Raw genomic sequence first — 24,604 nt, 5'->3', positions numbered from 1 at the left:
CGAACGATTGTTTTAGGTTTGTTTGCTCAAAAGACGCAGTAATAGAAGCTTGCCCCCACGCAGAAGTTCAGCTGAATTTCAGCCTGTCTACTGATTGAAGCTTTGCACAACGCCACCGTTATGCCAGAGCAGCGGCAGGATATTTCTTAGGTGTTCGGGGCTGGCGCTGGTCCAGAACTGCGCGGGTCGGGCGGGACCGTCCGCGAGCAATTGACGCTCAGCGAGCAGGCGCTGGGTCTGCCGGGCAACGGCAGCGCCGGTGTCGATCAGGCTGATGTCGGCAGGGAGCATTTGCGCCAGGATCGGCTTGAGGAAGGGGTAATGGGTGCAGCCGAGAATAATCGTGTCGCAGCCTGCGTCCAGCAGGGGCTGCAGGTAGCTGCCCAGTAACTGGCGCAGCGTCGGGCTCTGCAAGTCACCGGCTTCGATCAACTCCACCAGGCCCGGGCACGGCTGGGTGACAACCCGCACGTCGGTGGCGAAGCGGTCGAGCAAGGCGGCGAACTTGGCGCTCTGCAAGGTTCCGGTGGTCGCCAGCACGCCGACCACACCGCTGCGGGTCGCGGCCGCTGCCGGCTTCACCGCAGGCTCCATGCCGACGATGGGCCACGACGGGTAGTCGCGACGCAAGTCCGCCACACCGGCCACGGTAGCCGTGTTGCACGCCACGACCATGGCCTTGGCGCCCTGGGCCTGGAGAAAATCGGCCATCACCGCGCAGCGTTGGCGGATAAACGCCGGGGACTTCTCGCCGTAGGGAATATTGCCGCAATCGGCCACGTACAACAGCGACTCATTGGGCAGCAGCCGGTGGATCTCCGCCAGCACCGACAACCCGCCGACGCCGGAATCGAACACGCCGATGGGCGCCTCACGCATGTTTGGCACCACAGACGCTGCAACCCGGATCACGCTTGACCCGCAGCTCCCGGAACCGCGTGCCGAGGGCATCGATCAACAACAACCGCCCCACCAGCGGCTCACCAAAGCCCACCAGCAGTTTCAACGCTTCAAGGGCTTGCAGGCTGCCGACCAGGCCCACCAGGGGACCGACCACGCCGGCTTCGCTGCAGGTCAGTTCGGCTTCGCTGCCGTGCCCGTACAGGCAGTGGTAGCAGGGGCTTTCGGCGCGACGCGGGTCGAACACCGACAACTGCCCTTCCAGGCGAATCGCCGCGCCGCTGACCAGGGGTTTGCCCGCTGCCACGCAGGCGGCGTTCACCGCTTCGCGGGTGGCAAAGTTGTCGCAACAGTCGAGTACCAGGTCGACCACCGCCACTGCCGCCGCCAACGAGTCGACATCCAGTGCGGTGCGATGGGCAACCAGCTGGATCTCGGGATTGATCGCACTCAGGCGACGGATCGCCGAATCAACCTTGCTCATGCCAACGCTGTCGGTGTCGTGGATGATCTGGCGCTGCAGGTTGGTCAAGTCGACGGTGTCGAAATCCGCCAGGTGCAATTCCCCCACGCCCGCCGCCGCCAGGTACAACGCCACCGGCGCGCCCAAGCCACCGAGGCCGACAATCAGCGCGCGGCTTTGCTTGAGTCGCAACTGGCCGTCGATGTCGACGTGTTGCAACAGAATCTGCCGGCTATAGCGCAACAGCTCCTGATCGTTCAGCACGGCAGGCGCCCCAGGCTGATGCGTTGGTGGCCGCCAAGGTCCATGCGGCTGTGGACCTCTACGAACCCCTGGGCCAGCAGCAGATCGCGTACGGCCTGCGCTTGATCGTAGCCGTGTTCGAGCATCAACCAGCCACCGGCTTCCAGGTGCTGCGGCGCCTGGGTAATGATCACCCGCAAATCATCCAGGCCGTCGGTCCCGGCCACCAGCGCACTGGCCGGTTCGAAGCGCACGTCGCCGGCAACCAGGTGCGGGTCGGCGGCGGCAATGTAGGGTGGGTTGCTGATGATCAGCGTGTAGCGATGGTCCTTGAGGGCATCGAACCAGTGACTGCTGAGCACCGTGACGTTTTGCAAATGCAGGCGCTGGCGATTGCGCTCGGCCAGGGCCACGGCTTCAAGCACGCGGTCCACCGCCGTCACCTGCCAGGCCGGACGCTCGCTGGCCAGGGCCAGGGCGATCGCTCCGCTGCCGGTGCCCAGGTCGAGCACCTTGGCCGGTGTCGACGGCAACAGTTCGAGGGCGGTTTCCACCAGCAACTCGGTGTCCGGACGTGGGATCAGCGTATGCGGTGCGACCTCCAGGTCCAGCTTCCAGAAGCCCTGTTGCCCGAGGATGTAAGCCACCGGCTCACCGCCGCGACGACGCTGCAAGTAGTCGGCGAAGGTCAGCGCGGCATCACTGGGCACGATGCGCTCGGGCCAGGTGTGCAGGAAGCTGCGGGATTTGCCTAGGGCCGCGGCCAGCAGCAACTCGGCATCCAGGCGCGCGGTAGGCGAGTCAGGCAGGTCGGCGGCGCGCAACAAACTGGCAATGATGGTCATTTATTCACCTATCGCCGCCAGTTGGTCCGCCTGATATTCGGCCAGCAGGGGCTCGATCACGGCATCAACGCCACCGGCGAGGATTTCATCGAGGGAGTACAGGGTCAGGTTGACCCGGTGGTCGGTGACCCGGCCCTGGGCGAAGTTGTAGGTGCGGATCCGCTCGGAGCGATCACCCGAGCCCACCAGCAGTTTGCGTTCGCTGGCGATGGCATTGGCCGCCGCACTGGTCTGCTGGTCGTTCAACTTGGCCGACAGCCAGGACATCGCCCGCGCTCGGTTTTTGTGCTGCGAACGTTCTTCCTGGCATTCGACCACGATGCCGGATGGCAAGTGGGTGATACGAATGGCCGAGTCGGTCTTGTTCACGTGCTGGCCGCCCGCACCGGAAGAGCGGTAGGTGTCGACCCGCAAATCCGCCGGGTTGATCTCGATCGCTTCCTGCTCGTCCGGCTCCGGCAGTACCGCCACGGTGCAGGCCGAGGTGTGGATCCGGCCCTGGGATTCGGTGGCCGGGACCCGTTGCACGCGATGCGCGCCGGATTCGAACTTCAGCTTGCCGTAGACATTGTCGCCTTCGACCCGGGCGATGACTTCTTTATAACCACCGTGTTCGCCGATGTTCTCCGACAGGATCTCGACCCGCCAGCCACGCCGCTCGGCGTAACGCGAGTACATGCGGAACAGGTCGCCGGAAAAAATCGCCGCCTCGTCGCCGCCGGTGCCGGCGCGAATCTCGAGGAACACGTTGCGCCCGTCATTCGGGTCCTTGGGCAGCAGCATGCGCTGCAGGCTGGCTTCCAGCTCGAGCAGTTGTTCCTTGGCCTCGCGGACTTCTTCCACGGCCATTTCGCGCATGTCCGGGTCGCTGTCCTTGAGCAGGGCCTGGGCCCCTTCGAGGTCGCCCTGGACCTTGAGCAACTGTTTATAGGTGGCGACAATCGGCTCGACTTCCGCGTACTCCTTGGAATAGGTGCGGAACTTGTTCTGATCGGAAATGACTTCGCCATCGCCAAGCAAGGCGGTCAGTTCCTCGAAACGGTCCTGGAGGATGTCCAGCTTATTGAGCAGTGACGCTTTCATTGCGGTTTTTTATCCGAAGAGCTATCCGACGCGCCCTCACCGAGGGCAAAGAGTTCCTGGGCCATGGCCAGCGCATCGAGGCGGCCTTCGGCAGTCAGCTTTTTCAACTGCACGCTGGGCGCGTGCAGCAGTTTGTTGGTCAGGCCACGGGCCAGTTGCACCAGCACGTCCTCGGCGCTGCTGCCATTGGCCAGCAGGCGCTGGGCCTTTTGCAATTCTTCATCACGCAGGCGTTCGCTCTGTTGACGATAGGCCTTGAGCACATCGACTGCGGCCAGTTCACGCAGGCGCACCATGAAGTCGTCGGCGCCGATTGCCACCAGTTCTTCCGCCGCCTGGGCTGCACCCTGGCGACTCTTGAGGTTCTCGGCGACCACTTCATGCAGATCGTCGACGCTGTACAGGTACACGTCGTCCAGCTCACCCACTTCCGGCTCGATATCCCGCGGTACGGCAATATCGACCATGAATATCGGTTTGTGCTTGCGCAGTTTCAAGGCGCTTTCCACGGCGCCCTTGCCCAGGATCGGCAACTGGCTGGCGGTGGAACTGATCACGATATCGCTGCGCACCAGCTCCGCCGGGATGTCCGAGAGTAGCACCGCGTGGGCGCCGAACTGTTCGGCCAACAGGCTGGCGCGCTCCAGGGTGCGGTTGGCGACCACGATGCGCTTGACCCCCAGCTCGTGCAAATGGCGGGCGACCAGGGTGATGGTCTCGCCGGCACCGATCAACAACGCCTGGCTGCGTTGCAGATCGCTGAAAATCTGTTTGGCCAGGCTGACGGCGGCAAACGCCACCGACACCGGGTTCTCGCCGATGGCCGTGTCGGTGCGCACCTGCTTGGCGGCGTTGAACGTGGCCTGGAACAGCCGCCCGAGCAATGGGCCGACGGTACCGGCCTCACGCGCCACGGCGTAGGCCGATTTCATCTGTCCGAGGATCTGCGGCTCCCCCAGGACCAGGGAATCGAGCCCGGAGGCGACCCGCATCATGTGACGAACTGCCGCATCATCTTCATGCACATAAGCACTCGCGCGCAGCTCTTCGAGGCTCAAATGGTGATAATCGGCCAGCCAGCGCAGCACGGTATCGGCACTCAGCTGATCCTGTTCTATATAGAGCTCGCTGCGATTGCAGGTGGAGAGGATCGCAGCTTCGCGGCTGTCGGTGAGTCGGCAGAGCTGCTGCAAGGCCTCAACCAGCTGCTCCGGCGTAAAGGCCACGCGCTCGCGGACGTCTACGGAAGCAGTCTTATGGTTAATACCGAGTGCAAGGAAGGCCATTCAAGATCGCTGATGATGTCGAGAAGCCGACAATTGTCCTACTTCGACAGAGCGAGAACAACCACCGTTAACTATTGTCCTACTACCCTGTGCCATTAAAGGCGCCCTGCAGGGGCGAGCTTGCTCGCGAAAAGCTCAAGGGCATCGCGCTTATCCGGGGTGTCCGCTTCATCGTTGACAGCCATCGCGAGCCAGCCGCAAGCGGGCGCCCGCCCCTGCATAAACAGATAAAGAGCGCCCCGGTTATGTTTGGCCGAAGGCTTGTGTCATGATGATCCGACCGCAGGTTAGTCGTCCTCTTCCTATATGAATAGATCTTCCGCGTTGCTCCTCGCTTTTGTCTTCCTCAGCGGCTGCCAGGCCTTGGCGCCCGTTTCGACGGACGGCACGCCGCCGGTCGCAGACAGCACAGCAGCCCCTGAAAAGCCCAAGGTTTACAGCTCCTTCAGCGAAGAGACGATCTTCAGCCTGTTGAGCGCCGAACTGGCTGGCCAGCGCAATCGTTACGACATTGCCCTGGACAACTACGTGACCCAGGCCATCAACACCCAGGACCCGGGCATTTCCGAGCGGGCCTTTCGCATTGCCGAATACCTGGGGGCTGACCAGGCTGCACTCGATAGCGCACTGATCTGGGCCAGAAATGCCCCAGAAGACCTCGAGGCACAACGCGCCGCCGCCATCCAACTGGCGCGCAGCGGCCGTTACGACGACTCGATGGTCTACATGGAGAAAGTCCTGCAGGGCCAGGGCGACACCCATTTCGACTTTCTCGCCCTGTCGGCCGCTGACACCGACCAGGACACCCGCGACGGCCTGATGAACAGTTTCGACCGTTTATTGCAGCGCCACCCGAACAACGGCCAGCTGATTTTCGGCAAGGCCCTGCTGCTGCAACAGAATGGCGACTCCCAGGGGGCGTTGAGCCTGCTGGAGAAAAACCCGCCGGAAGCCGGCGAAGTGGCGCCGATCCTGCTGCGTGCGCGCTTGCTGCAGAGCCTCAACCGGGGCGATGAAGCACTGCCGCTGCTGGAAAAAAGCATCCGCCAGTACCCGGACGACAAGCGCCTGCGCCTGACCTATGCCCGCCTGCTGGTGGAACAGGACCGCATGGATGACGCCAAGACCGAGTTTTCCAGCCTGGTCCAGCAGTACCCGGATGACGATGAACTGCGCTATTCCCTGGCTCTGGTATGCCTGGAAGCCAAGGCCTGGGAAGAGGCCAAGGGTTACCTGGAAGACCTGATTGCCCGGGACAGCCACGTCGACTCCGCGCACCTGAACCTGGGGCGCATTGCCGAAGAACGCAGCGACCCACAAGGCGCCCTGATCGAGTATGCCCAGGTCACGCCGGGCAGCGAGTACTTGCCGGCCCAACTTCGCCAGGCCGATATCCTCATGGAGAACGGCCGTAGCGTCGAAGCCCAGAACCGCCTGGCCAAGGAGCGTGACGAGCAGCCGGACTACGCGATCCAAGCTGTACCTGATCGAAGTCGAGACCCTGGCTGCCAACAAGCACGAAGACCGCGCCTGGAGCGTGCTCGATAAAGCCTTGAAGCAGTACCCGGACGACCTCAACCTGCTCTACACCCGTGCCATGCAGGCGGAAAAACGCAACGACCTGGCGCAGATGGAGCGTGACCTGCGACAAATCATCAAGCGCGATCCGGACAACGCCATGGCATTGAACGCCCTGGGTTATACCTTGTCGGACCGTACGACCCGCTACGACGAAGCCAAGACGCTGATCGAGCAGGCACACCAGTTGAGCCCGGAAGACCCGGCCGTCCTCGACAGCCTCGGCTGGGTTAATTTCCGCCTGGGCAACCTCGACGAAGCCGAGCGTTATCTGCGCCAGGCCCTGGAGCGCTTCCCCGACCAGGAAGTCGCCGCGCACCTGGGTGAAGTCCTGTGGGCCAAGGGCAAACAGCGCGAGGCCAAACAAATCTGGGCCAAGTTCCTCAAGGAACAGCCTGACAGCCCTATCCTGCGCAGCACCATCAAGCGCCTGACCGGATCCGAGACTCTTTAAAATCATGTTTTTGCGCCACATCATCGTTTTCAGCTTCATTGCCCTGCTCGCCGGCTGCGCCGGTTTTGGTGCCCGCGAATCGGTCGAGGGTCACGGCGACCCCGCGTCATGGCGCGAGCACAAACAGCAAATGACCGCCCTCGATGGCTGGCAGATCGACGGCAAGATCGGCATTCGCGCCCCGAAAGACTCGGGCAGCGGCACCCTGTTCTGGCTGCAACGCCAGGACTACTACGATATCCGCCTGTCCGGACCGCTGGGTCGTGGGGCCGCACGCCTGACCGGGCGCCCCGGCGACGTCAGCCTGGAAGTGGCCAATCAGGGCCGCTACAGCGCCGCGAGCCCGGAAACCCTGCTCGAAGAACAGATGGGCTGGAAACTGCCGGTCTCCAACCTGGCCTGGTGGGTTCGTGGACTGCCAGCCCCCAGCAGCAAGAGCCGCCTGACCCTGGATGCCGACAGTCGCCTGGCCAGCCTCGAGCAGGACGGCTGGCAGGTCCAATACAGTGCTTATACCCAGCAAAACGGGTATTGGCTGCCCGAGCGCATCAAGCTGCACGGCGCCAACCTTGATGTCACGCTGGTGATCAAGGCCTGGCAACCGCGCAAATTGGGGCAATGACATGCCTGCCGCTCGCCTGACATTGCCTTCGCCGGCAAAACTCAATTTGATGCTGCACATTCTTGGTCGCCGCGAAGACGGTTACCACGAACTGCAAACCCTGTTTCAATTTCTCGACTACGGCGATGAAATCACCTTTGCCGTACGCGATGACGGCATCATCCGGTTGCACACCGAGTTCGAAGGCGTGCCCCATGACAGCAACCTGATCGTCAAGGCCGCCAAAAAACTCCAGGCGCAATCCGGATCGACGCTGGGCATTGATATCTGGATCGACAAAGTCCTGCCCATGGGTGGCGGAATCGGTGGCGGCAGTTCGAATGCGGCCACCACCCTGCTGGGCCTCAACCACCTCTGGCAACTGGGCTGGGATGAAGATCGCCTGGCCGCACTGGGCCTGACACTCGGCGCGGACGTCCCGGTTTTTGTCCGCGGTCATGCCGCTTTTGCCGAGGGCGTGGGGGAGAAACTGACCCCCGTGGACCCCGAAGAACCCTGGTATCTCGTGCTGGTACCGCAAGTATCTGTAAGTACAGCAGAAATTTTTTCCGATCCTTTGTTGACACGTAACTCGTCTGCCATTAAAGTGCGCCCCGTTCCCAAGGGAAACAGTCGAAATGACTGCTTACCGGTAGTAGCAAGGCGTTATCCAGAGGTACGTAACGCTTTGAATTTGTTAGGTAAATTTACCGAAGCAAAACTTACCGGCACTGGAAGTTGTGTGTTTGGGGGCTTCCCAAGCAAAGCTGAAGCTGATAAAGTCTCGGCCCTTCTTACAGAGACCCTTACAGGGTTTGTAGCAAAGGGAAGCAACGTTTCGATGTTGCATCGCAAGCTGCAAAGTCTGCTTTAAAGGAACCGATTACTGGGTAATCGTTGCAACAGATACAGGGGCGTCGCCAAGCGGTAAGGCAGCAGGTTTTGATCCTGCCATGCGTTGGTTCGAATCCAGCCGCCCCTGCCATTTTCCTATACTCATCCAGGTTACCCTCAGCCTTCAGGTACTGCGCGTGTCCAAGATGATGGTCTTTACGGGGAACGCTAACCCCGATCTGGCTCGGCGTGTCGTACGTCAGCTGCATATCCCTCTCGGTGACATCTCTGTCGGTAAGTTTTCCGACGGCGAAATTACAGCCGAGATCAATGAAAATGTCCGCGGTAAAGACGTTTTCATTATTCAGCCGACTTGCGCTCCGACCAACGATAACCTGATGGAACTGGTAGTGATGGCTGATGCCTTCCGCCGCTCCTCAGCCACTCGAATCACTGCGGTGATCCCCTACTTTGGTTATGCCCGTCAGGATCGCCGTCCGCGTTCCGCACGTGTAGCTATCAGCGCGAAAGTTGTTGCTGACATGCTTACCGTAGTCGGCATCGATCGTGTTCTCACGGTTGATTTGCATGCTGACCAGATCCAGGGCTTCTTCGATATTCCGGTAGATAACATCTACGGCTCCCCTGTATTGGTGGATGACATCGAAGACCAACGCTTCGAAAACCTGATGATCGTGTCCCCGGACATTGGCGGCGTCGTGCGTGCACGTGCTGTTGCCAAATCCCTGGGCGTTGATCTCGGGATCATCGACAAGCGCCGTGAGAAAGCCAATCACTCTGAAGTGATGCATATCATCGGTGATGTCGAAGGGCGTACCTGTATCCTGGTTGACGACATGGTCGATACCGCCGGCACCCTGTGCCACGCGGCTAAAGCCTTGAAAGAGCATGGCGCTGCCAAAGTCTTTGCCTACTGCACACACCCTGTGCTGTCGGGTCGGGCCATCGAGAACATTGAAAATTCCGTGCTGGACGAGCTGGTGGTGACCAACACCATCCCGCTGTCCGCTGCAGCACAAGCCTGTGCACGTATCCGTCAACTGGATATCGCACCGGTTGTTGCCGAAGCGGTTCGCCGCATCAGCAATGAAGAATCGATCAGCGCGATGTTCCGTTAAGGGCCCTGCCCTTCGGACTTCTCGATGACGAAAAGCGCCCCGCCCCGGCATTCCTGTCGGGGCGGGGCTTTTTTGCCCATATCGCCTTTAGCGCTGGTCGCAAACGCTGGGGCGAATGTGGTTATTTTGGAGATACAACATGAACGATTTTACTCTGAATGCTGAAGCGCGTTCCGACCTGGGGAAAGGTGCGAGCCGCCGCCTGCGTCGTCTCGCAAGCCTGGTTCCAGCTGTAGTTTACGGTGGCGACAAAGCCCCTGAATCCATCAGCATGCTGGCCAAAGAAGTTGCCAAACTGCTCGAAAACGAAGCGGCTTACAGCCACATCATCGAGCTGAACGTTGGTGGCACCAAGCAAAACGTAATCATCAAAGCTCTGCAACGTCACCCGGCTAAAGGCCACGTGATGCACGCTGACTTCGTACGCGTTGTTGCTGGTCAGAAACTGACCGCTATCGTTCCTGTGCACTTCATCAACGAAGCTGCTCCAGTGAAGAAAGGCGGCGAGATCTCGCACGTTGTTGCAGAAATCGAAGTTTCCTGCCTGCCAAAAGACCTGCCTGAATTCATCGAAGTTGACCTGGCTAACGCCGAAGTCGGCTCGATCATTCACCTGTCCGACATCAGCGCTCCTAAAGGCGTTGAATTTGTTGCTCTGGCTCACGGTAACGACCTGGCTGTTGCCAACGTTCACGCTCCACGTGTTGCTCCAGAAGCTGCAGAAGACGCTGCAGAGTAAATTACTCTGTACGTCGGAGTGACCGAGTAACATCGCGGGCTGGAACGTAGCGAGAAAGCGGGCGGAACGCGGAGTTTACATCATGGTAAATGAGCACTTTTCGTCCACTTTCGCCGCACATCTCCATGGCGGCGATGTTATTAACCACTCCAAGGAAGGGCCCCTGACGTGACTGCCATCAAACTGATCGTTGGCCTGGGAAATCCAGGCGCCGAATACGAACAGACCCGGCATAACGCAGGGGCCCTTTTTGTTGAGCGCATCGCGCACGCGCAAGGCGTCAATCTTGTCGCCGATCGCAAATATTTCGGCCTGACCGGGCGCTACTCGCATCAAGGTCAGGATGTTCGTCTGCTGATTCCCACCACGTACATGAACCGCAGCGGCCAGGCCGTAGCGGCCCTTGCAGGTTTCTTCCGCATCAAGCCTGAAGAAATTCTCGTGGCGCATGACGAACTCGACCTGCCACCCGGCGTTGCCAAGCTCAAGCAGGGCGGCGGCCATGGCGGTCACAACGGGTTGCGCGACATCATCGCGCAACTGGGCAATCAGAACACGTTCTACCGCCTGCGGCTTGGCATTGGCCACCCGGGCGTTGCCAGTATGGTTTCAAATTTCGTCCTGGGTCGTGCGCCACGCGCCGAACAGGAAAAACTCGATGCCAGCATCGACTTTGCCCTCGGCGTGCTGCCGGATATCCTCGCCGGAGAATGGAACCGCGCGATGAAAAACCTGCACAGCCAGAAGGCCTGACTTTTACCCGAGGGGAAACACCATGGGATTCAATTGCGGCATCGTCGGCCTGCCTAACGTCGGCAAGTCCACCCTGTTCAACGCCCTGACCAAGTCCGGTATCGCGGCCGAGAACTTCCCCTTCTGCACCATCGAGCCGAACAGCGGTATCGTGCCGATGCCGGATCCACGCCTGGACGCCCTGGCGGCCATCGTCAATCCAAAGCGCATCCTGCCGACCACCATGGAATTCGTCGACATCGCTGGCCTGGTCGCCGGCGCCTCGAAAGGTGAAGGCCTGGGCAATAAATTCCTGGCCAACATCCGCGAAACCGATGCCATCGCCCACGTGGTCCGCTGCTTTGAAGACGACAACGTGATTCACGTCTCCAACAGCGTCGACCCGAAACGCGACATCGAGATCATCGACCTGGAACTGATCTTCGCCGACCTCGACAGCTGCGAGAAGCAACTGCAGAAAGTCGCGCGCAACGCCAAGGGTGGTGACAAGGACGCCGTGGTCCAGAAGGCTCTGCTGGAGCAACTGATCGCCCACTTCACCGAAGGCAAGCCGGCACGCAGCCTGATGAAGAACATGAGCACCGACGAAAAAGCGGTGATCAAGGGCTTCCACCTGCTGACCACCAAGCCGGTGATGTACATCGCCAACGTGGCCGAAGACGGCTTCGAGAACAACCCGCTGCTCGACGTGGTGATGGCCATCGCCGAAGAAGAAGGCGCCATGGTTGTCCCGGTGTGCAACAAGATCGAAGCGGAAATCGCCGAGCTCGATGACGGCGAAGAGAAAGACATGTTCCTCGAGGCCCTGGGCCTGGAAGAGCCGGGCTTGAACCGCGTGATCCGTGCGGGCTACGAAATGCTGCACCTGCAGACCTACTTCACCGCCGGTGTTGAAGAAGTCCGCGCCTGGACCGTACGCGTCGGCGCCACCGCCCCGCAAGCGGCCGGCGTGATCCACACCGACTTCGAAAAAGGCTTTATCCGCGCCGAAGTGATCGCCTACAACGACTTCATCCAGTTCAAGGGTGAGGCCGGTGCCAAGGAAGCCGGTAAATGGCGCCTGGAAGGCAAGGACTACATCGTCAAAGACGGCGACGTGATGCACTTCCGCTTCAACGTGTAAGCCACACGCCGAAAAAAAGCCGCGTTTGATACGCGGCTTTTTTGTGCCTGCGATCTTTAAGGCGTCAGGTCTTTTTGGTGCGCGGCAGGAAGATCGCCAGCACACCAAGCAACGGCAGGAACGAGCACAGGAAATACACGTACTCGATGCCGTGGATGTCCGCCAGGAAACCCAGCAGCGCCGCCCCCACTCCGCCAAATCCGAACATCAGGCCGAAGAACACCCCAGCGATCATCCCGACATTGCCCGGCACCAGTTCCTGCGCATAGACCACGATGGCGGAGAAGGCCGAGGCCAGGATGAAGCCGATCACCACGCTCAGGACGCTGGTCCAGAACAGGTCGACATGAGGCAGCAGCAAGGTGAACGGCGCCACCCCCAGGATCGAGAACCAGATCACTGCCTTACGGCCGATCTTGTCGCCGATCGGCCCGCCGAAAAAGGTCCCCGCCGCCACCGCCCCCAGGAACAGGAACAGGTGCAACTGGGAGCTGGCCACCGACAGGTCGAACTTCTCGATCAGGTAGAACGTGAAGTAGCTGGTCAGGCTGGACATGTAGAAGTACTTGGAGAACACCAGCAGGCCAAGCACCACCAACGCACTCAGCACCCTGCCCTTCGACAGCCCGTGAGTCGCCGCCTGGCCCTGCTTGAGCTTGAACAGGCTCAAGTGGTTGGCGTACCAGCGGCTGATGCGGTACAGCACCAGCAGGGCGAACACAGCGAACAGGCCGAACCAGGCCACATTGCCCTGGCCGAACGGAATGATGATCGCCGCCGCCAGCAAGGGGCCGAATGCCGAGCCGGCGTTACCACCCACCTGGAAGGTCGACTGCGCCAGGCCAAAACGTCCACCGGATGCCAGACGTGCCACCCGCGAGGCTTCCGGGTGAAAGGTCGAGGAGCCGATGCCGATCAACCCTGCCGCCAGCAGGATCAAGGGAAAGCTGCCGACCTGGGACATCATCAGAATGCCGATCAGGGTGCAGATCATGCCCATCGGCAGCAGATAAGGCTTGGGGTGACGGTCGGTGTAGTAGCCGACCCAAGGCTGGAGCAGCGAGGCCGTGAGCTGGAAGGTCAAGGTGATCAGGCCGACTTGAGTGAACGTCAGGCCGTAGCTGTCCTTGAGCATCGGATAGATCGACGGCAGCACCGCCTGGATCAGGTCGTTGATCAAATGCGCCAGCGCCACCGCGCCGATGATGCGCATGACCAAGGGGCTACTTTGCGAGCTCGCGGGTGTCGCGCAAGCGGACACTTGAGGGGTACTGGTTGCCATGAAAGTTTCCAAACAGCAGAGGGGTGCGCACGTGCAGGTGCGCCAATGTGCCATTTTTCACTGCGGCAACGCCATCCCCTTAGCCTGCTAACGACTTTAAATAATCCATCGGTGGGATGATTTGCCCGGGAGCAAAGCAGAAAAACCGGGGTTTTTCCGCAGTCTGAGGATAAGCAGTTGAAAGCGTAGAGAAATATTTTAGATTTATGCTTGACACATCGTCGTTTCAAGCCAATAATGCGCGCCACTTGGCTACATAGCTCAGTTGGTTAGAGCATAGCATTCATAATGCTGGGGTCCGGGGTTCAAGTCCCTGTGTAGCCACCAAGTACTAAAAACGGCTTACCGCAAGGTAGGCCGTTTTTTTATGCCTGGAGAAAAGTGCCGCCCGCTCACACCCGCCCCAACGTTGCAGCCGGTCTCTGCCGCCGATACAGTCGCCCCCTCTATTTCCCCATGGACGGAGTGCCCTCGTGTTCCCAGCCTTCCCTACACGCCGCTTGCGCCTCGGCGCCCTGTCGCTGCTCGCCACCGCGCTGACCCTCGCCGCCTGTAGCGCGCCACCCGCCTCGACCGCCGTCAGCGCCCTGCCCGCAGCGCCGGAAATGGCCTCGGGCTTTCGCACCGACCTGAGCACCCAGTACGCCAGCAAGCACATGGCGGCAGCGGCCAATCCGCTGGCCGCTGCCGCCGGGCGGGAGATGCTGCGCCAAGGTGGCTCAGCCATCGACGCCGCCATCGCCATGCAGGCGGTGTTGACCCTGGTAGAACCCCAGTCTTCGGGAATTGGCGGTGGCGCCATGATCGTGCTGTGGGACGGCAAGGCCGTGCGCACCTACGATGGCCGCGAAACCGCACCGGCGGGCGCCACCGAACGGCTGTTCCTGCAGGCCGATGGCAAGCCGATGCTGTTCCCGCAGGCACAGATCGGTGGCCGTTCGGTCGGCACGCCGGGGGTCTTGCGCGCACTGGAGATGGCGCATCGCGAACACGGGCGCCTGCCGTGGGCCAGGCTGTTTCAGCCGGCCATCGAATTGGCACAGAACGGCTTTGCGATCTCGCCACGCCTGCACACGATGATTGCCTCTGACCCTTTCCTGCCGCGCTCTCCCGACATGGCGGCGTATTTCCTCAACCGCGATGGCAGCCCGAAAGCCGTCGGCACCCTGCTGCAAAACCCGGCCCTGGCCAAGGTCCTGGAACGCATTGCCAAGGAAGGTCCGGACGCCCTGTATCAGGGGCCGATTGCCCAGGAGATCGTGGCCAAGGTCCAGGGCCACGCCAACCCCGGCAGCCTGTCGCTCAACGACCTCAAGGGCTACCGGGCCAAGGAACGTGCTGCACTGTGCAGCGACTACAAGCGCTGGCAAGTCTGCGGCATGCCGCCACCCTCGTCCGGCGGGGTTGCCGTGGCACAGATCCTCGGCACCTTGCAGGCCCTGGAAGGCCGCGACAGCCGTTTTGCCCTGGCACCCCTCGCACCTCGCAAGAGCGACCGTCCGGCCGGCCTTGAGCCGGCTCCTGAGGCCGTGCACCTGATTGCCGAAGCCGAGCGCCTGGCCTACGCCGACCGCGCACTGTACGTCGCCGACCCGGACTTCGTGCCGGTGCCCGTGGCGGGCCTGCTCTCCCCTGCTTACCTGAGCACTCGCGCCGCCTTGATCGGTGAGCGCAGCATGGGCACTGCCAAGCCCGGCACACCGGCGGGCATCCAAGTGGCCTACGCGGCGGATCGCTCGCCCCTGCGCATCTCGACCTCCCAGGTGGTGGCCGTCGACGACGTGGGGGGGCGGTGTCGATGACCACTACCGTGGAAGCCGCGTTCGGTTCGCACCTTATGGTGCAGGGCTTCATGCTCAACAATCAGATGACCGACTTCTCGTTCATCGCCGAAGAACATGGCCAGCCGGTGGCCAACCGCGTCGAGCCCGGCAAACGCCCGCGTTCATCCATGGCGCCGACGCTGATCTTCGACCGCCAGAGCGGCGAACTGCTGGCCACGGTCGGCTCCCCCGGCGGCTCGCAAATCATCGAATACGTCACCAAGTCGGTGGTCGGCATGCTCGACTGGCAACTCGACCCTCAAGCCGCCATCAGCCTGCCCAACTTCGGCAGCCGCAACGGCCCCACCGAACTGGAGCGCGGTCAGTTCAGCCCGGCGCTGATCCAGGCGCTCAAGGACAAAGGGCATACGGTGAACGAGATCGACATGACCAGCGGCACCCAGGCCATCGTTCGCGTACGCGACGCGCAGGGCCAGGCGGCCTGGGCCGGTGGCGCCGATCCACGGCGTGAAGGTGCAGCGCTGGGGGATTGATCGGGAAACCGGACAGGAACCGCACTGTGCGGCAGTGGCGAGCAGGGTTGATCGCCACTGCCCGCCGTCTACGCCGCGATTCGCAAATGCACCAGGGCCAGCCGGCGGCCCTGTGGGTCCTGGCGCTCTTCAATGGCAAACGGGGTAAACCCCAGCTTGGGGTAGAGCAACAGCCCGGCCACGTTGGTATTGAAGCACGACAACGTCACCTCCCGGGCCTGGTGCCGGGTGCGGGCAATCGTGATCATCTGCTCGATCAGTTGCGCGCCGATGCCCTTGCCCCGCACTTCAGGATCGACGATCACGTTACCGATGGTGCAGGTGCCCGCCTCTGCCCATTGATAGAAGTTGGCAAAGCCTGCAACCACACCGTCCAGTCTCGATCACGGTGGAGTCCGAACGTTTGTCGATCGAGCCCTGCAATTGGTCGTCGGTCAGCGGCCAGGTCGCGGCCGGAAAAAAGAAAAACTGTTCTTCCTGGTTGCGGGCAAAACCACAGATCCGCGGAACATCCCGGGCTTCTACCGCTCTGAAAGTGATGGTCATGGGTGGGTCTCCTTGTCCCTTTTTTAACGATTGGCAACCCGATGGGCGCCAAACAATAGCGAGCAACTGCCAGCCACCGGTGTGATCGCTGGAACAGCGTTTTTACTCGACCTTGAGCCCATCAGGCAAACGGTTATCCGGCTGACAGCCCACCCGCCGCTGAGATACCGTGGGAACCCGTGCCAATCCCATGATGAAGACTGCCCATGAACACGCCAAGACGCCTCACCGACTGGTTCCATCGCGCCCCCCAAAGCGGCGGGCTGGAGCGTATCGAGGCGTATTTTTCCGGGCACGGGTATGACCTTCACCGGCACGACACCTACGCCATCGGCCATACCCTGGCCGGGGTCCAGAGTTTTCAGTATCGCGGTGGTTGGCGCCACAGCCTGCCCGGCAGCACCATGGTGCTGCACCCGGATGAAGCCCACGATGGCGAGGCCGGCACCGAGGAAGGCTTCAAGTACCGGATGCTCTACGTCGAACCGGCGTTGATCCAGCAGATGCTCGGCGGCCAGCCACTGCCATTCATCAAGACCGGGATCAGCAACGATCCGCGCCTGTTCGCCGCCACCGGGGCGCTGCTGCAAAGCCTTGATCGCCCGCTCGATGCGCTGGAGCAGCAGGACGCCCTGTATGACCTGGCCCAAGCCCTGCACGTCGTCTCCGGCGCCCCTGCGCGGCGTCAGCGCTTCGATTATGTGGCGGCGGAGCGCGCGCGCGCGTTCATGCACAGCGCCCTCGATCAGCCGGTCACCCTCGAGCAACTCGCCGAACACAGCGGGCGCGACCGCTGGAGCCTGTCACGGGACTTTCGCTTGCTGTTTGGCACCAGCCCCTACCGTTACCTGACCATGCGTCGCCTGGACCTGGTGCGGGCGTTGCTGATGCAAGGCGAGTCGCTGAGCAACGCCGCGCTGATCGCCGGCTTCAGCGACCAAAGCCACATGACTCGACAATTCGGCAAGACCTACGGCCTGTCACCCGCACGCTGGATGAACATGCACCGCGCCTGAGGGCCGCACAATCGTGCAAGAGTCTGACGCCCGTCCTGGCTAACCTGGGTCGGCCATCAACTTTCAGGAGCCGCGCCATGCCGTCCTATCAAAGCCTCAACCTCGCCAACAAACTGCAACTGATCAACGAGCACTGGTCGCCGCGGGTGATTGCCGAGATGAACGACTACCAGTTCAAAGTGGTGAAACTGCTGGGGGACTTCATCTGGCATGATCACCAGGACACCGACGAAACCTTCATCGTCCTCGACGGCCAGTTGCGCATCGACTTTCGCGATGGCCAGGTACTGGTGCGCCAAGGCGAAATGTACGTGGTGCCCAAGGGCGTCGAGCACAAGCCGTATGCCGAGCAGGAAGTCAGCCTGATGCTGATCGAACCTCGCGGCGTGCTCAATACCGGCGACGCCGGGGGTTCACGCACCGCGCAGAATGATCAGTGGATCTGAAGCGCGACGCCCAGGCGGCTGAATAAGGAGATTCAATGCACGCCTTCCCCCTCCTCGACACCCAGCGCTTGCACCTGCGTGAGATCCAGATGGACGACGCGCCGCAATTGCTGGCGATTCATGGCGACGCCCAGGCCATGAAATGGTCCGGCAGGCACTGCGATTGGCTGATGCTGTCACACTTGCGCAGCGATCGCGCAAGCCCTCAAGTGGCGAGCTGATTGGCGAACTGCCCGACCGCGCTGACCACTTTCTGCGCGCCGTCCTGGATCTCGACAATCACCGTTCCCGCCTCGGCCGCCAACGCCAGACCTTGCTCGGCCTGGAGTTTGCCGTCGGTCATCAGCACCACCGCATCGCGCACCATGTCCTGGTTCTGACGCACCACCCCGACGATTTCATCGGTGGCTTTACTGGTCCGCGAAGCCAACTGCCGGACTTCGTCCGCGACGACGGCAAACCCCCGGCCCTGCTCGCCGGCGCGGGCCGCTTCAATGGCCGCGTTAAGCGCCAGCAGGTTGGTCTGCTCGGCAATGCCGCTGATGGTCTTGACGATGCTGCCGATCACCAGTGACTGCTCGTTCAGGGCCTCGATCCCTTCACCGGCCTGTTGCATATGGCGGGCCAGTTCGCGCATCACATCGACCGCCTGGGTCACCACCGCCGTGCCGCGCTGTGCGCTGCTGTCGGTCTGCAATGAGGTGGTGTACGCAATGTTTGCCGCCTCGGCGACCGCCTGCTCCTGATTGACCTGGTCGGTGATGATCGTCGCGAACTTGACGATTTTGTACAGATTTTCGTTGGCATCGCGCACCGGGTTGTAGGACGCCTCCAGCCAGACGACCCGACCGTGACCGTCGATCCGCTTGAAGCGGTCGGCGACGAACTCACCGGCGTTCAAGCGCTGCCAGAACGCGTGGTAGCCAGCACTCTGGTATTCCTGCGGTTCACAAAACAGGCGATGGTGCTGCCCCTTGATTTGCGCCAGGGTGTAGCCCATGCCGCTGAGGAACCGCTCGTTGGCCATCAACACATGGCCCCCCAGGTCGAACTCGATCACTGCGGTGGAGCGCACCAGCGCGCCGATCAGATTCTCGTGCTCGCGGGAGTTTTCGATGGTGCGGGTCAGGTCGCTGGCGTAAATCGAGACGTGCTTGACCCGCCCGTCCGGTCCACGCACCGGCTGGGAGATCGAGCGCAACCAGGCTTCTTCCCCGTTGCCGCGCAGCAAGCGCAGCGCACCGGCGAAGTGCTCGCCACGGGTCAAGGCATGGCGAAAGCGCAGGTGGAACTCGTCAGTCTTGACGTGCGGCGGGACGATGTCGTCGATCGGCCGGCCAATCAGTTCGTTGCCCTTGTAGCCCATTTGCTCGGCAAAATTGTGGTTGATCGCTTGCACGCGCCCATCCGGGTGCAGCGTGAGCACCAGCATCTCGCTGTCCAGACTTTCCTTCACTTGTTGAAGGCTGGAGAGTTCCTCGCGAAGAGCCGACAGCTCCTGCTTCAAGCGTTTGTTGAACATGGGGGGACACCAATGGGCCGGGGTGAGTGCATCGTTGTGCCTAGCCATCGGCCTTGTGCGAGGTTTCTGAAGAGCCCGGCCGGCTTGTTCGACAAAAATACTCGACGATTGCGCCACGCCTCTGTTTGGGGCTGCCAGCAACCCGCTATAGTCGGCGCACCCCACACACAGGAGACGCCCGACATGGATCAATCACGCAAAGCGCTGTTCGAGGGTATCGCCCAGGCGCTGGGTCATCGTTTCGACGGTGAAATGCGCATTGGCGGCAACTACGTGCCGACGGTGCAACATGGCGATGAGGTGTACATCAGCGGGCAGATTCCGCGCATCGACAATACGGTGATGGTGGTGGGCCGCGTGGGCGCCGAGGTGTCGCTGGAGCAAGGCCGGTTGGCCGCGAAGATTTGCACGATGCGCGCCCTGGCCATCCTCACGCAGCAACTGGGCGACCTGGAGCGGATCCACAAGGTCTTGCGCATCAATGTCTACGTGCGCAGCGCCGAAGACTTCACCCAGCAAAGTGAAGTGGCGGACGGCGCCTCGGAGGTGCTGTACGGGATTTTCGCCGAGGCCGGCGTGCATACACGCACCTCGGTGGGGGTGTACCAGCTCCCCAAGGGCGCCGCGGTCGAAGTCGACATGATCGTCGCGCTCAAACCGCTGGTGGCGCCGCTGGATGAAGACTCGATCAGCGATTGACCACCCTCAGGGGCAGCAGGTCGCGCCAGCCGGCTGGGCGACCTGGGGCAGGCGCGAGCCGAAATACAGTGCCGCACCGATACCCACGGCGCCCATCACGGCACAGAAGATCACGCAGATCCATGGGCTCCACGGCATCAGACCGATCAGCAACAGCGGTGTGATGCTGGCCCAGATCGCGTAGGCAATGTTGTAGGTGAAGGAGATCCCCGAGACGCGAATCCGTGCCGGGAACAGGTTGACCATCACCGACGGCACCGCGCCCACCACCCCACAACCGAGACCGGCAATCGCATAGGCCAGGCCGATCCACTGCGCTCCGCCAATCAGGCTGCTGTAGAGCACGCCGATGCCCAGGGGCAACAGCAGGCTATAGAGCATCACCGTACGCCAGGCACCGATCCGATCGACGATCAGGCCGGCGATCACGCAGCCGATGTTCAGGAATACGATGCCCAGGCTGCTCAGCGCAAAGGTGTGGCTGGCGGTCATGCCGAAGGTTTTCTGCATCATGGTCGGGGTGATGACCACGAAGGTGACCACCGCCGAGGTCAGTACGCAGGTGAGGATCACCGCCGGCAACATCGCCAGACGGTGCTCACGCAGCACCGTGCGCAACGGCAGCTCGACGTGCAGTTCACGGCTGGCCTGCATCGCCATGAACACCGGGGTCTCGTTGAGCCAGCGGCGCAACCACACGCCAAGCACGCCGAACACCCCGCCCAGCAGGAACGGATAACGCCAGGCGTAATCGAGGATTTCCGCTGGGGTGAAGGCCTGTGCCAGCAAGGTCGCCGTCAAGGCGCCGATCAGGTAACCAAACGTCAGCCCGGCCTGCAGGAATCCAAGGGCATACCCGCGGTGGCCGGCGGGCGCATGTTCGGCGACAAACACCCAGGCACTCGGCACTTCCCCGCCGACGGCGGCGCCCTGGAACACCCGCAGCACCAGCAGCAGCAACGGCGCGAAATAGCCGATCTGGGCGTAGGTCGGCATGATCCCGATCAGCAGGCACGGCAGCGCCATCATCAGGATGCTCAAGCTGAAGACCTTCTTGCGCCCCAGCCGGTCGGCAAAGTGCGCCATCAGGATGCCACCCAGCGGCCGCGCCAGGTACCCGGTGACAAAGATCCCGAAGCTCTGCAGCAGACGCAGCCATTCGGGCATTTCCGGCGGAAAAAACAGTTGGCTGAGGGTCAGGGCGAAAAACACGAAAATGATGAAGTCGTAGATTTCCAGCGCCCCGCCCAGTGCCGCCAGGCCCAGGGTCTTGTAATCAGACCGGGAGAACGGGACGGGACGAGGGTCGGCAATGGCAGTCATAAACGGGCTCGAAAAATAGGCAAAAAATCACGGCGCCCATGGTCTACGCAAAAACGCTCCCGGACAACCCGTTACACCATAGTCCCAAGCTCATAAAACACCACTGGCGAAATGATTTCGGCGCCACTGTAAGTCATGGCTTACAGCATAAATGGCCACCCTCCCCTGTCAGGGCTGACAGTAGACGGTCTGTGTCATTTGCGAGACGCTTGAACACTACTCAAGCGCTGCAGGGCTGACAGGATGCCCCGTCTGCGGCTGTCGCAGGCTTGAACCAGGCAGGGATGTCTATGAAACCCCAGGTCAATGCCCAGTCTTTATTGAACGGATGCCTCTACCCCTTTGAGGGGCTCAGCCCCGAGCAGGGCTACCCCTCCATGGCCGACTTCATTGTGGAGTCCGGCCACAGCGCGAAAGGCCGGGGAGTCATGGCCCTGCGTCACTTTCAGCGGATTACCCGGATGTGCCGGGTATCCGGACAGTTGGTCCACGCCCCCCAGTTGCACAGCGTCCAGTTGGCAGCGGGCATTCACGTCTACGACCCTTACTTCTGCGGACGACTGCGCCACTCCTGCGACCCCAACGTCTTCCTCGACATGAGCGAGCTCTGGCTATGGGCGCTACAGGACATTACGCCGGGCAGCCCACTGTGCATGGACTATGTCAGCACCGAAGCCAGCTTGTTGCGCCAGTTTGCCTGTGAATGCGGCTCGCCCCGATGCCGTGGCTGGATCACCGGTTACGATGAACAGCCCAGCACCGAGGGGTGGCTTTTCCTGCAGCGATGGCATCGCCATGGCCTCTGCTGAACGCCCGCCTGGGGTGTGCTAGAGGGCACCCACCGGGCGCAAGCGATACTGCGGCGGCAGTTGCTCGAAACCACTGATGGTGGCGTTCAGGCTCTTCCAGCGGCCATCCTTGATGCCATAGATGCAGCCGTGGATCGACAGGCTCTGCCCGCGATGCCAGGCATTTTGCACGATGCTGGTATGGCCGACGTTGGCCACTTGCTGGATCACGTTCAGCTCGCAGAGACGGTCGACCCGCTCTTCTTCAGTCGGCAATTGGGCCAACGCTTCGCGGTGCTCGTAGTAGAGGTCGCGGATCGAGCGCAGCCAACCGTCGATCAGCCCCAACTGACGGTCCTGCATCGACGCCCGCACCCCGCCACAGCCGTAATGGCCGGTGACCAGGATGTGTTTGACCTTGAGCACATCGACTGCGTACTGGATCACCGACAGGCAGTTGAGGTCGGTGTGCAGCACGACGTTGGCCACATTACGGTGCACGAACAGGTCGCCGGGCAGCATGCCGACGATCTCGTTGGCCGGCACGCGCGCATCGGAGCAGCCGATCCACAGGTATTCAGGCGTCTGCTGGCGGGCCAGTTTGGCGAAGAAGTCAGGATCTTCCTGCTTGATCGCATCAGCCCAGCGCTCGTTGTTATCAATCAGATCTTGTAATTCGTTCATGTTCTGAAGCCTCAAGAATGATGCGCTGGTTTGACACCCCAGCGTGCGTCGGGGTCACGCCGTTATTAGGGCAAATGGCTTGGAATCTTCAAGGGTAGCGCCTGTCCACCCTATAAGCCCCCACATTATGAGGATTTGCCATGACTGATTCACGACGTCCGTATGGCGCGGTACAACCCGAGCCTATCGACGACAACGAAGACCGCATGGGCTCGATGCGTGAACTGGACTTCGATGAGGAGCCCTCCAACGCCATCCTGCGCGATGAATTGCCCGAACACCTGCGCAGGCCGACCGCCCCGCGCCAGCCTGCAGCTGAAGCAGGTCTGCACGAGACCACGACCGATGACGACGAATCCACCGATGATGACCTGACCCCAGGCAACCTGATTCGTGAAGACGGCGCACGGGACGCCCAGGACGTCGGCGAAGGCAATCAGGCCGATTGGGACTTGAGCATCGTAGATGAGGACGAGATTGGCGGCGGCAATGGCCTGGATGAAGCGGGAGCTGGCGCGGCGCGATCCGGTCGACGGCAATCGCTAGTACGCCTTCGCGGGCAAGCGTCAGGCTTGCCCGCACAGTTCAAAGGGCTCAGTCGACCAGGGTACAGGCCATGACCACGGCGTCTTCACGCCCACCGACCGCTGGGTAGTAATCGCGGCGCCGTCCCACTTCGTTGAAGCCGTAACGTTCATACAGGCGGAAAGCCGCGCGGTTGCTGTCGCGCACTTCGAGGAAGCATTCACGTGCTTGTGCCTTGTAGGCAATCGACATCAGGTGCTCGAGCAAGGTCAGGCCCAGGCCGCGTCCCTGGTTTTCCGGCTTGACCGTGATATTGAGCAGGTGCGCTTCATCGAGGATGATCTGCACCACCCCGTGGCCCACCTGCTGCTGCCCCTCGAACATCAGCCAGATCTGGTACTTGCCCAGGCCATCGAGAAAGATCCCACGGGTCCAGGGATGGCTGAACGCCGCGTATTCGATTTTCAGTACGGCGTCCAGGTCGGCTTCGGTCATCGGGCGGAACGATACAGCGTCACTCATTTGATTCTTTCCAGCGCGCCATCAGCCGACGCATGGCTTGCCAGACATCAGCCTTACGCTGTGGCTCTTCCATTAATAATTCCAGGCCAGGCAGCGCCCAGACCGACCCCAGGCCTTCGACCTGAAGTTCGCGATTGTACGCCTGTGCATCCGCCTCGCCGGCGAAACGCACGGCCGGCAGGCCGATCAGCCACAGGCAGACGCAAGGTTCGTCTTCCAGGCGCGCCGAAACAAAGCCCTGGACGAAGTCCCGCGCCGCTTCCGGCCCCTGGTCCATGGTGCCCCGTGTCAACAGCGGCCAACGCACCGGCTCACCGACGATCTGTGGACTGTCCGGCAGGCCGGCGGCGCGCAACATGTCCTTGAGCAGCAGGTAGGCCGGGTCACGCGTCTGGAACGTATCGCCTGTGGGTAACTCCACCAGCAGCAGGCAACGGCCGGCGCGCAACAATTGCAGGGCAAACCGCGGTGGCGGCACGACCGGGGCCTTGGCCACGGTGGGGGCGGCCTCTTCCTCGACCTTGGCGTGGGTCCGGGTACTGGCCAGCGACGGGCGCGGCACTTCGATCCTCGGGCGCGCCGCGGGGGCGGTGATCGGCTCGACCGCGACGGCGGCCTTGGCCACCGGCACAGGCGCAGCGCCCGGCTCTGGGGGCTCGACGAGCAACGGCTCGACCCACTCCAGCAACTCGGGCCGCGAAGGGGCGGCAAAGGGCAATTCTGTACGCGGCAGCCAGTTGACCACCTGCATGGCAGTCAAATAAGCGCGGCGACGGGACTCGATTAGCAAAGGTCGGCCACTTGTGGATAACTTAAAGTGCAGGGATTCTACCGCCCTTCGCCGAAGATCGCCCGCAGTAGAGCAGAGAAAAACGACAGTCCGTCCCGTCGAT

22 protein-coding genes, 2 tRNA genes and 4 pseudogenes are annotated in these 24,604 nt (G+C 61.8%); 16 read left to right on the top strand and 12 right to left on the bottom strand.

Annotation, left to right across the window (positions count from 1 at the left end):
* Positions 1 to 87: 87 nt before the first annotated feature.
* The 5 genes from murI to hemA are packed head-to-tail and all read right to left on the bottom strand — an operon-like array spanning position 88 to position 4,820.
* Positions 88 to 879 (bottom strand): glutamate racemase, encoded by a 792-nt coding sequence (murI, locus tag Q1W70_RS14655; RefSeq protein WP_166589774.1) that lies wholly within the window; start codon positions 877 to 879, stop codon positions 88 to 90.
* Positions 872 to 1,627 carry a molybdopterin-synthase adenylyltransferase MoeB gene (locus Q1W70_RS14650; RefSeq protein ID WP_302097477.1) on the bottom strand — a complete coding sequence of 252 codons (756 nt, stop codon included), beginning with the start codon at positions 1,625 to 1,627 and terminating at the stop codon, positions 872 to 874. The genes murI and Q1W70_RS14650 overlap by 8 nt, the downstream gene beginning before the upstream one ends.
* Positions 1,621 to 2,451, bottom strand: a complete 831-nt coding sequence (gene prmC / locus Q1W70_RS14645; RefSeq protein WP_166589776.1) for a peptide chain release factor N(5)-glutamine methyltransferase — start codon at positions 2,449 to 2,451, stop codon at positions 1,621 to 1,623. The genes Q1W70_RS14650 and prmC overlap by 7 nt, the downstream gene beginning before the upstream one ends.
* Positions 2,452 to 3,534: a peptide chain release factor 1 gene (gene prfA / locus Q1W70_RS14640; RefSeq protein WP_166589777.1), complete on the bottom strand. Its 1,083-nt coding sequence runs from the start codon at positions 3,532 to 3,534 to the stop codon at positions 2,452 to 2,454.
* Positions 3,531 to 4,820: a glutamyl-tRNA reductase gene (gene hemA, locus Q1W70_RS14635; protein ID WP_166589778.1), complete on the bottom strand. Its 1,290-nt coding sequence runs from the start codon at positions 4,818 to 4,820 to the stop codon at positions 3,531 to 3,533. The genes prfA and hemA overlap by 4 nt, the downstream gene beginning before the upstream one ends.
* A gap of 306 nt (positions 4,821 to 5,126) precedes the next feature.
* Between hemA and Q1W70_RS14630 the strand changes: the two are divergent.
* From Q1W70_RS14630 to ychF, 8 genes and pseudogenes are all read left to right on the top strand, one after another.
* Positions 5,127 to 6,852, top strand: a pseudogene (locus Q1W70_RS14630) (tetratricopeptide repeat protein).
* 4 nt (positions 6,853 to 6,856) lie between these two features.
* A complete protein-coding gene (lolB, locus tag Q1W70_RS14625; RefSeq protein ID WP_166589780.1) occupies positions 6,857 to 7,474 on the top strand; it encodes a lipoprotein insertase outer membrane protein LolB in 618 nt (205 codons plus the stop codon).
* Position 7,475: 1 nt separating this feature from the next.
* Positions 7,476 to 8,327, top strand: coding sequence for a 4-(cytidine 5'-diphospho)-2-C-methyl-D-erythritol kinase (gene ispE, locus Q1W70_RS14620; RefSeq protein WP_166589781.1), 852 nt, complete (start codon positions 7,476 to 7,478; stop codon positions 8,325 to 8,327).
* Positions 8,328 to 8,363: 36 nt separating this feature from the next.
* Positions 8,364 to 8,438 (top strand) — tRNA-Gln (locus tag Q1W70_RS14615).
* A 46-nt stretch (positions 8,439 to 8,484) separates the two neighbouring features.
* Positions 8,485 to 9,426 (top strand): ribose-phosphate pyrophosphokinase, encoded by a 942-nt coding sequence (locus tag Q1W70_RS14610; RefSeq protein WP_003171603.1) that lies wholly within the window; start codon positions 8,485 to 8,487, stop codon positions 9,424 to 9,426.
* A gap of 139 nt (positions 9,427 to 9,565) precedes the next feature.
* Entirely contained in the window at positions 9,566 to 10,165 is a 600-nt protein-coding gene (locus Q1W70_RS14605; protein WP_166589782.1) for a 50S ribosomal protein L25/general stress protein Ctc, read from the top strand.
* A 168-nt stretch (positions 10,166 to 10,333) separates the two neighbouring features.
* The gene (gene pth / locus Q1W70_RS14600) at positions 10,334 to 10,918 is read left to right on the top strand and encodes an aminoacyl-tRNA hydrolase (RefSeq protein ID WP_095169011.1); all 585 of its coding nucleotides are present in this window, start codon (positions 10,334 to 10,336) and stop codon (positions 10,916 to 10,918) included.
* 22 nt (positions 10,919 to 10,940) lie between these two features.
* Complete coding sequence (gene ychF, locus Q1W70_RS14595; RefSeq protein WP_166589783.1) at positions 10,941 to 12,041, top strand: redox-regulated ATPase YchF; 1,101 nt, start codon at positions 10,941 to 10,943, stop codon at positions 12,039 to 12,041.
* Positions 12,042 to 12,105: 64 nt separating this feature from the next.
* Here ychF and Q1W70_RS14590 read toward each other — a convergent pair whose 3' ends face one another.
* Complete coding sequence (locus Q1W70_RS14590; protein WP_166589784.1) at positions 12,106 to 13,323, bottom strand: MFS transporter; 1,218 nt, start codon at positions 13,321 to 13,323, stop codon at positions 12,106 to 12,108.
* Positions 13,324 to 13,573: 250 nt separating this feature from the next.
* Between Q1W70_RS14590 and Q1W70_RS14585 the strand changes: the two genes are divergently transcribed.
* Positions 13,574 to 13,650: transfer RNA gene (locus Q1W70_RS14585), tRNA-Met, on the top strand.
* 146 nt (positions 13,651 to 13,796) lie between these two features.
* Positions 13,797 to 15,640, top strand: a pseudogene (gene ggt, locus Q1W70_RS14580) (gamma-glutamyltransferase).
* A gap of 68 nt (positions 15,641 to 15,708) precedes the next feature.
* On the opposite strand, the pseudogene Q1W70_RS14575 reads toward ggt, so the two are convergent.
* Positions 15,709 to 16,186, bottom strand: a pseudogene (locus tag Q1W70_RS14575) (GNAT family N-acetyltransferase).
* A gap of 206 nt (positions 16,187 to 16,392) precedes the next feature.
* Between Q1W70_RS14575 and Q1W70_RS14570 the strand changes: the two are divergent.
* The 3 genes from Q1W70_RS14570 to Q1W70_RS14560 all read left to right on the top strand — a co-directional run bounded on the left by Q1W70_RS14570 (position 16,393) and on the right by Q1W70_RS14560 (position 17,869).
* Positions 16,393 to 17,202, top strand: coding sequence for an AraC family transcriptional regulator (locus Q1W70_RS14570; RefSeq protein WP_166589787.1), 810 nt, complete (start codon positions 16,393 to 16,395; stop codon positions 17,200 to 17,202).
* Positions 17,203 to 17,279: 77 nt separating this feature from the next.
* A complete protein-coding gene (locus Q1W70_RS14565; RefSeq protein WP_166589788.1) occupies positions 17,280 to 17,648 on the top strand; it encodes a cupin domain-containing protein in 369 nt (122 codons plus the stop codon).
* A 35-nt stretch (positions 17,649 to 17,683) separates the two neighbouring features.
* Positions 17,684 to 17,869 carry a GNAT family N-acetyltransferase gene (locus Q1W70_RS14560; RefSeq protein ID WP_178117368.1) on the top strand — a complete coding sequence of 62 codons (186 nt, stop codon included), beginning with the start codon at positions 17,684 to 17,686 and terminating at the stop codon, positions 17,867 to 17,869.
* Here Q1W70_RS14560 and Q1W70_RS14555 read toward each other — a convergent pair.
* Positions 17,854 to 19,170 carry a methyl-accepting chemotaxis protein gene (locus tag Q1W70_RS14555; RefSeq protein WP_166589789.1) on the bottom strand — a complete coding sequence of 439 codons (1,317 nt, stop codon included), beginning with the start codon at positions 19,168 to 19,170 and terminating at the stop codon, positions 17,854 to 17,856. The two genes, Q1W70_RS14560 and Q1W70_RS14555, sit on opposite strands and share 16 nt — an antisense overlap.
* A 183-nt stretch (positions 19,171 to 19,353) precedes the next feature.
* Here Q1W70_RS14555 and Q1W70_RS14550 point away from each other — a divergent pair, with 183 nt between their 5' ends.
* Positions 19,354 to 19,869 carry a RidA family protein gene (locus tag Q1W70_RS14550; protein ID WP_166589790.1) on the top strand — a complete coding sequence of 172 codons (516 nt, stop codon included), beginning with the start codon at positions 19,354 to 19,356 and terminating at the stop codon, positions 19,867 to 19,869.
* Positions 19,870 to 19,875: 6 nt separating this feature from the next.
* Here Q1W70_RS14550 and Q1W70_RS14545 read toward each other — a convergent pair whose 3' ends face one another.
* Entirely contained in the window at positions 19,876 to 21,192 is a 1,317-nt protein-coding gene (locus tag Q1W70_RS14545; RefSeq protein WP_166589791.1) for an MFS transporter, read from the bottom strand.
* A gap of 290 nt (positions 21,193 to 21,482) precedes the next feature.
* Here Q1W70_RS14545 and Q1W70_RS14540 point away from each other — a divergent pair, with 290 nt between their 5' ends.
* The gene (locus Q1W70_RS14540; protein ID WP_166589799.1) at positions 21,483 to 22,001 is read left to right on the top strand and encodes an SET domain-containing protein-lysine N-methyltransferase; all 519 of its coding nucleotides are present in this window, start codon (positions 21,483 to 21,485) and stop codon (positions 21,999 to 22,001) included.
* Between the two features lie 18 nt (positions 22,002 to 22,019).
* On the opposite strand, the gene can is transcribed toward Q1W70_RS14540, so the two are convergent.
* Positions 22,020 to 22,664: a carbonate dehydratase gene (can, locus tag Q1W70_RS14535; protein WP_166589792.1), complete on the bottom strand. Its 645-nt coding sequence runs from the start codon at positions 22,662 to 22,664 to the stop codon at positions 22,020 to 22,022.
* 140 nt (positions 22,665 to 22,804) lie between these two features.
* Between can and Q1W70_RS14530 the strand changes: the two are divergent.
* A pseudogene (locus tag Q1W70_RS14530) lies at positions 22,805 to 23,210 on the top strand (serine kinase/phosphatase).
* 48 nt (positions 23,211 to 23,258) lie between these two features.
* Here Q1W70_RS14530 and rimI read toward each other — a convergent pair.
* Both rimI and Q1W70_RS14520 read right to left on the bottom strand, forming a co-directional pair.
* A complete protein-coding gene (gene rimI, locus Q1W70_RS14525; RefSeq protein WP_095169027.1) occupies positions 23,259 to 23,711 on the bottom strand; it encodes a ribosomal protein S18-alanine N-acetyltransferase in 453 nt (150 codons plus the stop codon).
* Positions 23,704 to 24,462, bottom strand: coding sequence for an energy transducer TonB (locus tag Q1W70_RS14520; protein WP_178117374.1), 759 nt, complete (start codon positions 24,460 to 24,462; stop codon positions 23,704 to 23,706). Before Q1W70_RS14520 ends, rimI begins: the two co-directional genes overlap by 8 nt.
* Between the last annotated feature and the right edge of the window lie 142 nt (positions 24,463 to 24,604).

Origin of the sequence: Pseudomonas kielensis (genome assembly GCF_030505375.1) — a bacterium.
Taxonomy (GTDB): domain Bacteria; phylum Pseudomonadota; class Gammaproteobacteria; order Pseudomonadales; family Pseudomonadaceae; genus Aquipseudomonas; species Aquipseudomonas kielensis.
The sequence above is the reverse complement of the archived record's forward strand: the minus strand, read 5'-3'. Positions and strand labels throughout refer to the sequence as shown.